The organism is Megasphaera sp. AM44-1BH, from assembly GCF_003467125.1.
Lineage (GTDB): Bacteria > Bacillota > Negativicutes > Veillonellales > Megasphaeraceae > Megasphaera.
In genome coordinates, this window is record NZ_QSFA01000009.1 from 1 (window position 1) to 14962 (window position 14962).

Here is a 14962-nt window from a genome sequence, read left to right on the forward strand (position 1 = left end):
GTTTCCTTCGTCGCATCGCACAAAGAGCCCATGGCAATGATCATGCGGTCGGCATCAGGCGCACCGTAGTAGGTGAAGGGGTGGTATTCCCGGCCGGTGAGTTCCGATACTTTTTCCATGTATTCTTCTACGATGTCCGGCAGAGCCTGATAGTAGCGGTTCTGTACTTCCTGCTGCTGGAAGTAGATATCGCTGTTTTCCAGGGAACCTTTCAGTGTCGGATGATCCGGGGACGAGCCGCGGTCGCGGAATTTCTTCAGGGCATCCTGGTCTACGAGTTTTGCCAGGTCGTCATAATCCCAGGCTTCGATCTTCTGGATTTCATGGGATGTACGGAAGCCGTCAAAGAAGTTGAGGAACGGCACGCTGCCTTTAAGAGCTGCCAGATGAGCGACAGCAGCCAGGTCCATGACTTCCTGTACGCTGGCTTCAGCGAGCATGGCAAAGCCGGTCTGACGGCAGGCCATGACATCGCGCTGGTCACCGAAGATAGACATGGTATTGGTAGCCAGGGCACGGGCTGCGACGTGGAAGACGCCCGGCAGGAGTTCGCCGGCAATCTTGTACATATTCGGGATCATGAGCAGCAGCCCCTGGGAAGCCGTATAGGTCGTAGTCAGAGCACCCGATACAAGGGAACCGTGTACGGCACCGGCAGCGCCGCCTTCAGCCTGCATTTCCTGAATCTTGACAACCTGGCCGAACATGTTCTTGACGCCCTTGGTTGCCCATTCATCCATTTTTTCTGCCATAGTCGAGCTCGGCGTAATCGGATAAATAGCGGCTACATCAGTAAACACATAGGACACATAGGCGGCAGCCGTGTTGCCGTCCATGGTCATCATTTTCTTACCCATTACTAATACCCCCATTCTCTTTACTTACAGTTGATGTAGAACTTGGTTCAAGTATAGTATATCCACTGGGAAAGTTCAATAAATAGATTTGTACTTTGCACAATAGATATCACTTTGTAAAGTCAATGCAAATTAGTTATGTTTACCTATAGCTAATTTATATGGTTAAACGTTTAAAATACCGGTATACTGGTATTTTACGTACAGGAGTACGCATAAAACAAACAGGACCTTAAAACAAAAAAACGGTCGCATTAAGCATTTTTGCTTAATGCGACCGTTTTTTTGTTGAATTTGAGATTTGAGGGGCGATGTGGAAATTATAAATTCAAGGTCATCAGCCATTCAGGTCTTTTGCAACATCGACAGCCCCTGTTACTTTTTCAGGCAGAATAAACGACAAGGCAATAGCTACGCCGACCGGTACGACCCACCCCAGACCGCTCATGCCCAGCGGCAGATAGGAAAGTATCTGTCCTGCCACTTCCAGATGAGCAAACTGATGGAAAATGTCAATGAGGGCACAGACAGCTGCCGCAGCGACAGCCAGACGCATGCCAATACGGGAAAGGCTGACGAATTTATTGACAATGATCAGGAGCACGACTGTAATCGCCATGGGATATACAAACAGCAGGAGCGGCAGCGTAACCTGGATAATCTGGTTCAGACCCAGATTGGCTGCGGCAAAGCTGAACAGCGTAATAATCGTAACATACGCCTTATAGGACAGCCGCGGGAATTCGCTGGCAAAAAATTCTGATACGGCAGCAATGAGGCCGACCGAGGTAGTAAAACAAGTGATGGCAACCATAACAGCCAGGAACCAGACACCTACAGGGCCAAACACGCTGTATGAAGCCTGGGTAAGGACATACGCCCCGAGATTGACAGCAGGGTTCTGATAGACCGATTCCGGGATGGGGAAATGATTTCCCAAAAGGCCCAGTCCCAGATACAGTACCGCCATGAGAACGGCGACTGAAGCTCCTGCAGCCCACACGCTGATGTAATATTCCCTGCGTGAAGAAAAGCCCATCTGCCGCAGTGTCTGCAGCGCGATAATGCAAAAAGCAAAGGCGGCAATCGTATCGACCGTATTATAGCCTTCAATAAAGCCACTGCCAAAGGCAGAAACAACATAATTTCCAGCCGGTGCGGCCAGTTCTGTCGTCGTAAAAACAGAGAGGCCCAGCACAAAGAGCGCAACAATCATAACGGCAAAGAGAGGCGTCAGTACCTTGCCAATGCGGGAGAGAAGTTTTGATGGCGTAATGGAAAGCCACCAGGCCAGAGCAAAATACAATGCCGTATATACTGCCAGCTGCAGCGTGCCGTCACCGGCCAGAGGCAGAATGCCCACAGAAAAAGACGTTGCTGCTGTACGGGGAATGGCCATCAGAGGGCCGATAGCCAGATAAATCAGTGTCAGCAGCACCAGGGAGAACAAGGGGGATATTTTTTTATTCATTTCCGCCCGGAAACCGCCTGGATTGAATGTCCCCATAATAAGGGACACAACGGGCATGCCGACACCGGAAATAATAAATCCGATAATCGCCGGCCAGAACAACGGCCCGGCCTGAAATCCGAGGGACGGAGGAAAAATCAGATTACCTGCACCAAAGGTCATGCCGAAAATCAGCAGACCAATCTGCATACCTTTTTTAACCATTTGTATTATAGCTCCTTTATCGCATCACGGGAAAAACAATAAATATTTCAACACACTCAGTATATACTGTAATTTGTAAACAGGAAAATAGCCGATTTTTATTACTATCTATTTATAATTTCTATACTTTAAAAAAACTGGCTATAGTTTTGCGTAGTAGTGATGTCATGATAAAAAAAGAGGAAAACAAAAAAAATCAAAGTCGTAAGACAATGGGTTATTTCCGTTTTCCTCATAAAATTTTCTATATTTTTTTCTTATATCCAATATGCATTTTTATAATATACATTGGTCTCCTGATGCGGGACAATCTGCCTGTATTGGCAAGTTTCCAGCGCCGGTTCTCTTCCCCGGCTCATCCCATCTTCCAGATCACAAGCTGTTTGTCCGGAAAATTTCATGTACAGTCTGCAAAATCAGCAGGGCAAAACAGATGCTTTATGATATACTTAGTATAGTGCCATAAGAAAGAAGTTGAATAGGATGAAAATAATTGACGCCCATTTCCATTTTGCTGATTTTCCCGGCTTTGATGAACTGGCCATTGCTGCCGGCCACGAAAATACAGCAGAACATCTGGAAAAAGAATATAAACGACTGGGCATCGTCTGCGGTATCGTCATGGGCAACAAAACCTTGTCATTAGAAGGACACCATTATCCGCCCTTTATGCGCTACTGCATCGGTCTGGACCGTTTTGCCGTAGAAGAAGACCATGAAAAACAACTCGCCCTCGTCGAGGCACATCTGAAGCGTCCCGACTGTGTCGGCCTGAAATTATATCCGGGATATAATCATTTCTATGTTTACGACAAGGTCATGGACCCCTTTTTTGCCCTGGCTGCCGCCTATCATAAACCGGTAGCCATCCACACAGGTCTCACAGCTACAGATAACGCGCTTTTAAAATACAGTCATCCCTTTACGCTAGATGAAGCGGCTGTCCGTCATCCCGATGTACAACTCGTCATGTGCCATATAGGAAACCCGCTGCTGGAAAGCGCCATTGCCGTACTGGAAAAAAATCAGAACGTCGCCGTCGATCTCTCCGGTCTCCTGGAAGGACGTATTGGTGATATGGATCGCTTCCTGAAGGAAAATCATTGGTACATCGACACATTGAAAGGCTGGCTCGTCTACCTCAATGCCTGGGACCGCGTACTCTTTGGCACGGACTGGCCTCTACCAAACCTGGAAGAATACATCACCCTCACCAAAGCCATCGTACCAGAACCGTACTGGGAAGATGTATTCTGGAAAAACGCAGCCCGTATCTATCATCTGGAACAAGTCACCGGCTAAAAACTACTTGTTGCGATTATTCAGAAAAAAGGACATAGCATGAAGGCTTCTGCCATCACGCTATGTCCTTTTGTGCATCTATTTTTTCTTATAAGCTCTTAGCAGCTTTTACGATATCATCTGCTGTAAGGCCATATTTCTTGAGCAGGGCTGCCGGGGCTCCCGATTCACCGAATGTATCCTGGATACCCACAAAGGCCTGTTTCGTCGGGCAGTTTCTGGCCAGTGTTTCCGCTACGGCCGAGCCAAGACCGCCCATGACGGTCGCTTCTTCTGCCGTGACGACTTTACCCGTCTTCTTTGCCATATCGATAATGAGCTGTTCGTCCAGCGGTTTAATCGTATGGATATTGACGACAGCAGCCTGGATTCCTTCTTTAGCCAGCGTGTCTGCAGCTTCCAGTGCCTTGCCTACCATGATGCCCGTTGCAATGATAGCGACATCGCTGCCATCACGCAGGACTTCACCTTTTCCCCACTGGAATTTGTAATCGTCGCCGTGAATATCATCGACAGCAGCACGGCCGAGACGGATATACACAGGGCCGACGTATTCCACAGCGGCCTTGACGGCTTCTTCTGCTTCTTTGGCATCAGCCGGATTGATGACCGTCATATTCGGCAGGGTACGCATGAGAGAAATATCTTCTATGGCCTGATGAGTACCACCATCTTCCCCGACGGTAAGCCCGGCATGGGTAGCACAGATTTTAACATTCAGGTTCGGATAGCAGATAGAATTGCGGATGATTTCAAACGCCCGTCCCGTAGCAAAGACAGCAAAGGTGCTGGCAATAGGAATCCGTCCGGCAGCCGCAAATCCAGCAGCCGTCCCCATCAGATCTTGTTCGGAAATGCCCATGTCAAAATACCGTTCCGGAGCGACGGCCTTGAAGTTATTCGATTTTGTCGCAGCACCCAGATCGGCTTCCAGGACGACGACTTTCGGGTTTTTATAGATTTCAGTCTTGAGAATATTGCCATATGCGGCACGAGTAGCTGTCCCCATTATGCTTCGCCTCCCAGTTCTTTTAATGCCTGCGCACACTGTTCCTGATTTGGAGCTTTGCCGTGCCAGCCAACCTGATTTTCCATGAACGATACGCCTTTGCCTTTAACGGTTTCTGCAATGATTGCCGTCGGGCGGCCCTTCGTTTCTTTTGCCAGGGTAATGGCAGCCCGGATAGCATCATAATCGTGTCCGTCGATAGCGATGACATTCCAGCCGAATGCACGGAATTTGGAATCAATCGGATTGACATTCATGACTTCATCGTTGCTGCCATCGATCTGCAGTCCGTTATGATTGACGAACAGTGTCAGATTGTCCAGTTTATACTGTGCCGAAGACATGGCGGCTTCCCAGATCATTCCTTCCTGGATTTCGCCGTCACCACACATGACATAGACACGCCAGTCCGCATGGTCCAGTTTTGCCGTGAGAGCCATGCCGTTGGCTGCGGAAAGGCCCTGGCCCAGCGAGCCCGTGGACATATCTACGCCGGGAGTATGTTTCATATCGGGATGCCCCTGAAGCATGGCACCACACTTGCGCAGGTGCCACAGTTCTTCTTCCGGGAAATAGCCCCGTTCCACCAGGGTCCCATACAGTGCAGGTGCACAGTGACCTTCGGAAAGGACAAACCGGTCCCGGTCTGCCATCTTCGGATTTTTAGGATCGATGTGCATGGTTTCGAAATAGAGGACCTGTAACATATCTGTAATAGAAAGAGATCCGCCGGGATGACCCGAGCCGGCTTCTGTCAGCATCTTGACGATGTTTTTGCGCACATGGCACGCATGCTGCGCCAGTTCTTCATTTTTCATATGAATTACTCTCCTATCGTAAATATAATAGTAGCTGTGTATATTATTCTACCATCAAACGGCTGTCAGGGCTAGTATAAATCATTGTTTTAGCCATACGGCGTATCAGTGGATTTCCAATATAGTTCCTTCCTGGAAATCATCCGCTTCGGGAGCTTCATCTCCCCCCAGCATGATACAGCCCGGCCGGTCCGGCACATCCGATGCTTTGAAACAGAGCGTACAGTGTCCGAGTTCTTCCATGGTCTGATTGACACTGTCTCCTACAGCCGTCACATCATATACCTTTTCTCCCAGAAGGACCATGTCACCAGTTCCGATAGGTGCCAGCATTTTTTCCGGCTTATGCAGGACGGCTATTTCAGCCAGTTCTGCCGGTACATTTTCATCAAACAAAATGATAAACGGCACTTCTTCTTTTAAAAAGTGAAGCGCATCACTGCCGATGCGTGTTATAACGCTATGGTATTTCAAGTGAGTTCCTCCCTGTATCCTTGTTTCTCGTCCGGTAAAAACAGACATTGTATTATTATAGCCCTCTGGTGAAACTAATACAAGCCGATACTGGCTGCATAGGCAATCAGGACGGAAAGAGGACCTGTAATGACCCGGGAATAGAGAACGGCTGGCACTCCCAGTTCAATCGTATCCGGATCAGCCTCTCCCAGACTCAGGCCGACCGGAACGAAGTCTGCCCCGACCTGGGCATCAATGGCAAACAATGCCGGCAATGCATACTGCACGGGTATGTTGCCCAATGCAATCTGAGCCCCGACGAGTGTCCCCACTACCTGGGCGATGACGGCACCGGGGCCAAGAATCGGGGAGATAAAGGGAATGGCGCAGATAAAGGAAATAACCAGCATCCCCGGCAGGGTACCGGCGACGGGGGAAATCGTATTGGCAATGACCGTTCCGATTCCACTGGCATTGATGATGCCCAGGATCATGCTAACAAATGCCATGAACGGCAGGATATTTTTGATGACCACATCGATGGTTTCCCTGCCGGCAGCGTAAAATTTATTGACAATCTGACCGATGCTGATCCCGATACGGGTAATGATATTCCGCTTCTGACCTGCCCGGGCCGCATCAATTTTCCGCTTCAGATCTTCTCTCTTATGGACAGCATCGACGTCTTCCGTGCTGAGCAGGGCCGCCTGGACCGATGATTCATCGGCATAATCCAGATTGGCTTCCTTGACATCCGATACATACAGTTCCGGTGTCATGAACCGTGCCAGAGCCCCCGATTTTCCAACGGGAAGGACATTGATGGTCATAATGTTTTTGCGGGGATAAACACCACACCTCGCCGTGCCGCCGCAATCGATGACAACAGCCAGTATTTCTCCTTCCGGTACGGCATGGGAAAATCCGTCTACGGCTTCCCCGCCGCACATATCGGCAATTTTGACAGCCAGAGGATGAATCCCTCCCCCGGTAATACTGACGATTTTATGTTTTTCTTCCGTCGGCACCAATGTCAGGGGACCTCCCCATCCGCCACTGCCACGGCGTACAATAACTGGTTTATACATGCTCTGCCTCCTGTGTTTTCCGTCGTCCGTCGCGGGATTTCAGATAGAGATATATTTTTTCCGTAATAAGTCCGCGAAGAAAGATGATGACGATCCCGACCAGAAAATAGCGTACGGCCAGTTCCCCTAATTCATAGCCCAGTGCCTGTACACCGGCGGCTATACCCATATAGACAAACAGTTCGCTGCCATTGGCATGGGGAAACAGTCCGGTCACAGGATGGACAAAGCTGACAGCGGCATCATAAAAAGCCGGTTTATATTTTTCTTCCACAAATTGTCCGAATGTAAAGCACATAGGACTGCCCATGAAAATAATGGCCAGGACCGGAACGACGGTATACCGGGTCAGTGTATATTTTGTCGCCTTCTTGGCCACATGATAAAACCGCTCTTCCCCGATGATCTTGATCAGTGAATTGACGGCCGTCATGAGTACGATAATCAGCGGGATAATTCCCGTCACGAAGGCCGTAAATGTCTCACCCCCTGCTTTAAACAGGGCCATGAAGCCATTTGCTACAGCTGCTATTGTTTCCACTTACTATTCCTCCTCTTCGTTTATGCATGCTGCTATTCCTCTGGCGCAGGATTCATCCGTAATCAGCACATTGATGAATCCGCCCCGTAACGCTCCCAGTACGGCTTTTATCTTGCTCCTGCCGCCGGCGATGGCGATGCGGCGGGGTACCTGCTTCAGTTCCTGCAGCTGCAGCCCGGCCACCCGTTCATTATACGATTCATATGGGGCCGTCTGTCCATCGCGATTAAAATACTGCAAGGAAATATCCCCTACGGCACCGGCAGCGGAAAACGCTTCCAGTGTATGGACATCCACATAATTCAGGCGCACTGCCGTAGACTGGCTGCTGTCCAGTATTCCGATTCCAAAAACGGCTGCATCCAGACGGTCATACAAATCAAATACGGGACGCACGGCTCCTTCTCTGCGGAAGCCGGCAAGGACTGCCGGATCCGTAAATATGGCTGGCGAATAGAGTTGCAGCCGTTCTCCGCCAAACCGGCGGGCAAATTCTCCGGTCAGGAAATTGGCGTGCGTTTCGCTTCCTTCTCCGATACCTCCGACAAGGGGAATAAAAGTACAATGGACCGGTTCCAGATTCCCACACTCCGCTTTTATCGTCTGCAGCAATGTCCAGCCCATTGAAATCCCTACATAGTCGCCATTATGCAGTACCCGTGCCAGATAGGACAAGGCCGCACTCCCCAGGGCGCCGCAGCCAGTCTCTGCCCCGCTCTGTGACGGACTGTCGCAGACAACGATGGCTTCTTTCAGGGAAAACGCATCTTCAAGCTGCCGTTCCAGCTGTCCATATGCCGTGGCATCGGGATTGACTATTTCAATGCGCACAATTCCCAGTTCCCGTCCTGATTTCAGCATCCGCGATACGGAAGGCCGGGATACGCCGAACAGATCACAGATTTCCTGCTGACTCTTTTCCTGCCTGTAATATAAATCACAACATTTATAGATCAGGCGGGGATCATCTACTAACTTTTTCATTTGTTCAATACCTTTCCAAATGTAAACGAAACAACTATATTATACGGATAAACATCTGGCCTGTCCAGTCTTTTTTCTTCGCCTCTTGCCAGAGGCCGTCATGAAAGGTATAGTAATTAGGGAAAAGGAATATTATTTTTTTGTGAAAGGATACACCATGTTACCTTATACTCTCATGACCTGTGATATGGATGGCACCCTTCTCAGTGACGATGCCACCATCTGCACACGCAATATCCAGACGATCCGCCAGGCAATCCGGGCAGGACTTCATTTCGTTCCCTGCACGGGCCGGGGCTTTGAATCATTGAATCATATCCAGGAGACACTGGGCATATATCAGAAACCGGGAGAATATGTCATTTCCTACAACGGCGCTCTCATTACCGAAAACAGCCATAATGACATCCTGTATGAAGACGGACTCCCCTGGGATATTGCCAGCGCTCTCTATGACTTTGGCGTGGCCCACAATATCACAATGCACATCTACCCCTATGGCAAGGTGTATTTATATAATTACGTTCCCTTTGAACGGGCATTTCTCGAAGGACGCATGCCCAACATAGAAACGTTTGAGCCATCCCTCGATTTTCTCAAAGGGCAGACAGTCTACAAAATCGTCTATATGGATCCGGACCTTGGGACGCTCAACGGATACCGCCAGCAGCTCGGTCCTCTCCTCGACGACGTGACCGTCAGCTACTCCAGCGACCGGTATATCGAATTCAATCATAAAAATGTCACAAAAGGAACGGCACTCCAGAAACTGGCCGGCCTGCTCCACATACCCATCAGCCAGACACTGGCCATCGGCGATAATATCAATGATACAGAGATGCTGAAAGCCGCCTCTCTCAGCATTGGTGTCCACAATCTGAATGAGGCTATCCGGCCATATTGCAATGTCGTCACCGATGCCACCAATAATGAAGGGGCCGTGGCAGAAGCCATTGAACGGTTCATTCTGAAAAAATAGCAGAAGCGGGATTTACCATGACAATCCAGTTATCATGGTAGATCCCGCTTTTATGTTCAGGCTCAGATTTTCTTTTTACACTATCGTCATGATATGATGATCATTTCCATCGCCGCCAGCTCCACAATGGCTGAACATACAAATAGACAGCAGCTGCCAGGCTGGATACGGGAGCCGATACGGCCGCCAGCGGTACCGCTGCGGCTATGCACCAGGGAATGAGGGCCGCACTGACAATGACCGTATCTTCCAGGGCCATCATCATGCGTTCCTTATCCTGTACCAGGTCCTGACAGATCTGATCCGTCAGGATAACAGCCAGTGTCTGGGCACAGGAAATCATGCTGATAAAAAAGGACACGACCCAGATACACCCGAAGGGATTGAGCCATTTTCTAAGCAGCATCACACTATGCCGCAGCCCCAGCAGCAGCCCTGTCCGTTCAAACAGGCCGGCATAAGTTGCCGACAAGCCTATAATGGCAATGGAAGAAATCATAGACAGGATGCCACCGCCATCGAGAAGCGGCGCCAGTGCCGTTTCGGGACACCGGTATCCCGTAAGAAGCATAGGGAGGAGATCTGTCACCGCCATCCCCTGCAGCGTCACCGCCAGGACACACGCAGTGATAATACTCAGGCCCATCGTTTTGCGCACATCCATCCGCATCAGAGAACACGCAATAATCAGGACTGCCGGTATGAGCGTCAGCCAGTGCAGCTGGAACGCCGAGGCAAACACGTGCCATACGTCCAGTCCCATACCCCCACTACTTCCGGAATGCCATCCTGCCAGTCCATAGACCATGCAGGACAGAATGAACGGCACTACGGCCCGCCGGGCCATGATTGCCAGATTGCGGAAAAAATCCGTATGCGTTACAGCCGCAACCAGGAGGGCGCTCGTCGAAAGAGGGGAACAGCGGTCGCCAAAAAAAGCACCGCTCATAATGGCGCCTCCGGTCCACACCGGGCTGGCGCCCAGAAAATTGGCTACAGACATGCAAATGACGCCCATTGTAGCAGCCGTACCGAAAGCCGTCCCGGTGAGACAGGAAACACAGCAGTTCAATACAAAGGTTAGAACAAAGAATAGTTCCGGCCGGATCAGATTGCCAGCCAGCGATACGATCATGGGAATCGTACCGCCGGCCCGCCAGACCGTCGTCAGCATACCGATCAGTACCATAACCATGAGAATCGTACGGACCGTTTTCAGCCCCCGTACGGAACTTTGCCACAGCTCACCAGCCGGAATACGGCGCCATGATCCATAGGAAAAAAAGAAAAAGTAGCCTGCAGCCAGCGCCCAGACCACAGAAAAATGAAAAATCACACAAAGAACCAGGCCCAGTACGAAAAGCCCCAGTACCAACCATTCCATCCAAGACACCTCCCGCACCGATGCTATATATCCTGATCCGGACCTGATTTATCCAGATCACGGCGCAGCTTGTCCAGGACCTGATTTTTTAAATCCTCATATGCCTCTTTGAGCCACGTTTCCCGCTGCGTTTCATCACCCAGGCATTCCAGTGCCCTGGGAAGGGCTTTGCCCAATAGTATCTGTTCTGTCTGATAACTGCGGTATACGCCGAGCTTGCAGGCATTGGCAAAATGTTCACAGTTATGGAACAGCAGATCATATTTTTTATTTCCTATGCAGGCTCTGGCAAAAGCGATGGTTTCGGGAACCGGGCAGAGTTGTTCCTGCTCTTTTTCTGTATACTGCCGCACTTCAATGACACCGCCCTGACGGAATTCTTCCAGAGACGTCGCCCTGATTTCCGTGTCCCACCAGTCAATGGGATTATAGTCATCATCTCCGGCAAAAGCAATGACTTCTTCCTCACTGACATATATACCGTGATGATAATACAGCCCGCCCAGCCGGCGTACGCGAATATGGTCCCCCTGCTGCGGATTTCGTGTTTCCCAGTGCTCCGGTGATCCATCATCGGTCAACAATGATATAATCGAATTCAAATCAATAGCCATAATGCCCGTCTCCCTGCATTTATGTTTTCTGGCATTATTCTACTATGATTTGCGCATTTTTCCAACTGCCTTTTTCACAGTTTCTGCCGGATCGGTAAGTCCGGGAATAGCTCCGGCGGAAACGGCCCAGAGGTAAATACTGGCCACTGTACCATAGGGAGAATACCGTTTCTGATATCGGCAGAACTGATCTTTGGTGATGTTCCGGTGCCGGTATATCATGCGCAGTCCTCGCAAAATGGCAAGGTCTCCATAGCTCAGCACATCGGGCCGCTCCAGGCAATGAATGAGCAGCATTTCTGCCGTCCACTGACCAATCCCAGGCAGCTGGCAGAGAGTCTGGCAAAACAGTTTATCCGGCATAGCCGATACAATCTCTGTCTGTAGCCGCCCTGACACAAATTCATGGGATATATCCTGTATATATCCGATTTTACGGAACGTCGTCCCGCATGCCTGCAGGTCTTCTTTTGAAAAACACAGCACATGTTCCGGCGTCACCGGGGAGCATACCTCCTGGAACCGCTGCCACACCGTATCGGCTGCTTTCGAGGAAATCTGCTGCCCCAGTATGGCATTCACCAACGCCTGGAACAAATCGGGAATGACCGGACGGCGTACATACCCCAGCTGATCGATGACGGCAGCCAGCTTCTTATCCTTCTTCCGGAGATAGGCAAGTTCCCTTTCTCCATAGGAAAAATACCGGTCAGCCATGCCCATTCTCCTTCTCCAGCTGCAACAGGTATTTCTTTGTTTCCAGCCCTGCCGCATAACCGGTCAGGCTGCCATCGGATCCGATGACGCGGTGGCAAGGAATGAGAATCAGAATGGGGTTGCGGTGATTTGCCATACCTACGGCCCGGCTTGCTTTAGAATTTCCTGCCATTTTGGCAACTTCGCCATAGGTCCGGGTCTTGCCATACGGAATCTGGCATAAGGCATTCCATACGCGCTGCTGGAAGGGAGTACCTGACGGCGCCAGCGGCACATCAAAAGACTGCCGGCAACCGGCGAAATATTCCTGTAACTCCTCACAGCATTGCCGGATTAACGGATGCTCTATCATCTTATCTTCCATTCCTGCCGGCTTTTCTTCTTCAGAGATAATCCGTTCTACAGCCGTAACAGCCGCATCCGAAGCAGTAATTTTCAGAAGGCCTATAGGCGATGTCATATAACCCCATATTTTATTTTCACCATTCGCCTGTATCATAGATGTATTCATGATGCCACCTCATTTCACACAAAATAAGTTATACTTTATTTTATCGAAAATCGGGCCTGCTATCTTCTCAAAAATGGATTTCTAATTTACAATGACAGTGTAAAAAACAGGTTGGCAAGGCCTGGCTACTTTATATAATGAAACCAGGAGGTGGATAAAACCATGAACGCAGAAAAAAAGTGGCAGGCAGTCTGCCGCTGTGACGCAAACTACGACGGGATGTTCTGGTACGGCGTGAAAAGTACGGGTATTTTCTGCAATCCATCCTGTAAATCCCGGCGTCCCAAAAAGGATAATATCGTTTATTTTGATTCTCCTCAGGAAGCCATGGATGCAGGCTACCGGGCCTGCAAACGCTGCCGTCCCGACCTGCAGTCTTATGACCCGAACCGGCATCTGATCAGCCATATGAAAGAAGTATTGGACCTGAACGCTGACAATCCAAAAAAACTGCAGGAAGCGCTGAAACAGATTCCCATGACGCCTCATCATTTCAATCAGCTGTTCAAAATCCGGTACGGTCAGACCCCTCATGCCTACGTCCTGAATAAGCGCCTGGAAAAAGCAGCTTCTATGCTGAAAACCAACAGTCAATCCGTGCTGGATATCGCCATGGCTGCTGGTTTTGGCAGTATATCTTCATTTTATGCGTCATTCCGTCGGGTTTATGGCATGTCACCGGCCCGGTACAGAGAACTACGCCCATAAAGGCAGTCCGCCTTACAGTTTTCTCTTTTTATTTATGGATACGGCGGTAGGAAGCATCGAAATATTTCCCGCCCCGGATGTCGTCGGTCATGCCCGGATAGGGAGCTTCCGAAATGACATCTTCATTATCTTTACCGGCTTTACCGATATAGGTAATGTTAGCAAATTCCGGTACGAGATACTTGGGATACGTTTCATACTTTTCCCGTGATTCTTCCATCAGGGGAATATGTTCATTCTGGAAGCAGACCGTGATATCCGGATGTTCCTGGACCCACTTCGGGAAAAAGATAGTGCCGTGCATACGATGTTCATTGGGCATGAAATCGAGAGCTACATCAGTCCCAGTCGGCTCCGTCCAGGTAACTTTAAATACGCCGTCTGTCAGTTTCACAATATTTGCTTCCTGATTCCTGACCCAGCGGCCAGCTACCATGCCTCCATGGATACGGTAATCGACAGTATGGTCATTCTTGGCATACCATTCGTATTCCCAGCCATTATCATATGTATAAATAAAGTGTGTCCCTAAAAAGTCTTCTAATTCTTTGAATTCCATATATATTCCTCCAAATCATGTAAATAATGACATATATCTGACATGGTTCATTGTACTCTTCTCTGTTTAATATGTCAATTATTACATGTTTCTATTTTCATGATTTTTGTTAGAAAATATGCTATACTTGTAAAAAAAGAAAGGAAGACGTCGATGGCACAGAAAAACATCTTAAAATATATCATTCTCGGCCTGCTGAATCACAAAGAACTGGCCGGTTACGACCTGAAAAAACTCTTCGAAGGTGAAGTGGGCGATTTCTGGTCCTCCAACCACAGTCAGATTTATCCGGAACTGCGGCGTATGGAAGAAAAGGGGCTCATTACCAGCCACAGCGAAACGGTCGGCACGAAACTGGAAAAAAAATACTACCGCATCACCCCGGCAGGGCAGGAAGTCCTTTCCGCCTGGATGCATGAACCCCTGGGCAGCCTCGTCCCCAGCCGCGATGAATTCACGATGAAACTCTACCTCATCGACGACCCCGGAGACCCGCTTCTCGCCCGGCTCTTTCAGGAAGAAATCACCCGGCATCAGAAAAAGTACGACTATCTGCGTTCCCGCTGGGAAGCCCTGTTCAGTACGCAAGAAGACCGGCAAAAGCACTACGGCCATTCCCTCATCCTGCAGCAGGCCATTGAACGGGAAAAACAGCGGCTGCAATGGCTCATGGACATTCAGAAACAGTCGTCTCCGTCTAAAGGAGAATAGCCTTCTTGTTTGTAAACAGATATATGATATTTTTGCATATAATAAAAGG

The 14962-nt window shown here is 49.4% G+C and carries 16 protein-coding genes and 1 pseudogene; 4 read left to right on the plus strand and 13 right to left on the minus strand.

The annotated features are described in order from the left end of the window. Positions 1-857 (minus strand): annotated as a pseudogene (locus tag DW949_RS07215) (pyruvate:ferredoxin (flavodoxin) oxidoreductase); the annotation flags it as partial. A gap of 337 nt (positions 858-1194) precedes the next feature. Further along, a complete protein-coding gene (gene brnQ, locus DW949_RS07220) occupies positions 1195-2532 on the minus strand; it encodes a branched-chain amino acid transport system II carrier protein (protein ID WP_118022570.1) in 1338 nt (445 codons plus the stop codon). A gap of 483 nt (positions 2533-3015) precedes the next feature. Here brnQ and DW949_RS07225 point away from each other — a divergent pair, with 483 nt between their 5' ends. Further along, complete coding sequence (locus tag DW949_RS07225; RefSeq protein ID WP_118022571.1) at positions 3016-3834, plus strand: amidohydrolase family protein; 819 nt, start codon at positions 3016-3018, stop codon at positions 3832-3834. 88 nt (positions 3835-3922) lie between these two features. Here the strand turns inward: DW949_RS07225 and DW949_RS07230 are convergent, their stop codons facing one another. The 6 genes from DW949_RS07230 to DW949_RS07255 all read right to left on the minus strand — a co-directional run bounded on the left by DW949_RS07230 (position 3923) and on the right by DW949_RS07255 (position 8730). Next, positions 3923-4843, minus strand: a complete 921-nt coding sequence (locus DW949_RS07230) for a transketolase family protein (protein WP_118022572.1) — start codon at positions 4841-4843, stop codon at positions 3923-3925. Next, on the minus strand, positions 4843-5661 hold the full coding sequence (locus DW949_RS07235) for a transketolase (protein ID WP_118022573.1): 819 nt from the start codon (positions 5659-5661) through the stop codon (positions 4843-4845). The genes DW949_RS07230 and DW949_RS07235 overlap by 1 nt, the downstream gene beginning before the upstream one ends. Before the next feature lie 105 nt (positions 5662-5766). Next, complete coding sequence (locus tag DW949_RS07240; RefSeq protein WP_118022574.1) at positions 5767-6135, minus strand: PTS glucitol/sorbitol transporter subunit IIA; 369 nt, start codon at positions 6133-6135, stop codon at positions 5767-5769. Positions 6136-6209: 74 nt separating this feature from the next. Beyond that, positions 6210-7205, minus strand: coding sequence for a PTS glucitol/sorbitol transporter subunit IIB (locus DW949_RS07245; protein ID WP_118022575.1), 996 nt, complete (start codon positions 7203-7205; stop codon positions 6210-6212). Further along, complete coding sequence (locus DW949_RS07250) at positions 7198-7746, minus strand: PTS glucitol/sorbitol transporter subunit IIC (protein ID WP_118022576.1); 549 nt, start codon at positions 7744-7746, stop codon at positions 7198-7200. Before DW949_RS07250 ends, DW949_RS07245 begins: the two co-directional genes overlap by 8 nt. A gap of 3 nt (positions 7747-7749) precedes the next feature. Beyond that, entirely contained in the window at positions 7750-8730 is a 981-nt protein-coding gene (locus DW949_RS07255; protein WP_118022577.1) for a sugar-binding transcriptional regulator, read from the minus strand. Between the two features lie 157 nt (positions 8731-8887). On the opposite strand from DW949_RS07255, the gene DW949_RS07260 reads away from it, so the two are divergent. Beyond that, on the plus strand, positions 8888-9709 hold the full coding sequence (locus tag DW949_RS07260; RefSeq protein ID WP_118022653.1) for a Cof-type HAD-IIB family hydrolase: 822 nt from the start codon (positions 8888-8890) through the stop codon (positions 9707-9709). A gap of 100 nt (positions 9710-9809) precedes the next feature. Here the strand turns inward: DW949_RS07260 and DW949_RS07265 are convergent, their stop codons facing one another. From DW949_RS07265 to DW949_RS07280, 4 genes are read right to left on the minus strand one after another with little or no spacing between them, the layout of a single operon-like run. Then, complete coding sequence (locus DW949_RS07265) at positions 9810-11111, minus strand: Na+/H+ antiporter NhaC family protein (RefSeq protein WP_255417804.1); 1302 nt, start codon at positions 11109-11111, stop codon at positions 9810-9812. A 5-nt stretch (positions 11112-11116) separates the two neighbouring features. Continuing rightward, positions 11117-11707 carry a lecithin retinol acyltransferase family protein gene (locus tag DW949_RS07270; RefSeq protein ID WP_118022579.1) on the minus strand — a complete coding sequence of 197 codons (591 nt, stop codon included), beginning with the start codon at positions 11705-11707 and terminating at the stop codon, positions 11117-11119. Between the two features lie 42 nt (positions 11708-11749). Continuing rightward, entirely contained in the window at positions 11750-12424 is a 675-nt protein-coding gene (locus DW949_RS07275; RefSeq protein ID WP_118022580.1) for a DNA-3-methyladenine glycosylase, read from the minus strand. Then, complete coding sequence (locus tag DW949_RS07280) at positions 12417-12935, minus strand: methylated-DNA--[protein]-cysteine S-methyltransferase (RefSeq protein WP_233539530.1); 519 nt, start codon at positions 12933-12935, stop codon at positions 12417-12419. Before DW949_RS07280 ends, DW949_RS07275 begins: the two co-directional genes overlap by 8 nt. A gap of 162 nt (positions 12936-13097) precedes the next feature. On the opposite strand from DW949_RS07280, the gene DW949_RS07285 reads away from it, so the two are divergent. Next, positions 13098-13643, plus strand: coding sequence for a bifunctional transcriptional activator/DNA repair enzyme AdaA (locus DW949_RS07285; RefSeq protein ID WP_118022581.1), 546 nt, complete (start codon positions 13098-13100; stop codon positions 13641-13643). A gap of 28 nt (positions 13644-13671) precedes the next feature. Here the strand turns inward: DW949_RS07285 and DW949_RS07290 are convergent, their stop codons facing one another. After that, on the minus strand, positions 13672-14202 hold the full coding sequence (locus tag DW949_RS07290; protein ID WP_118022582.1) for a phenolic acid decarboxylase: 531 nt from the start codon (positions 14200-14202) through the stop codon (positions 13672-13674). 153 nt (positions 14203-14355) lie between these two features. Here DW949_RS07290 and DW949_RS07295 point away from each other — a divergent pair, with 153 nt between their 5' ends. Then, positions 14356-14913, plus strand: a complete 558-nt coding sequence (locus tag DW949_RS07295; protein WP_118022583.1) for a PadR family transcriptional regulator — start codon at positions 14356-14358, stop codon at positions 14911-14913. Positions 14914-14962 lie beyond the last annotated feature (49 nt).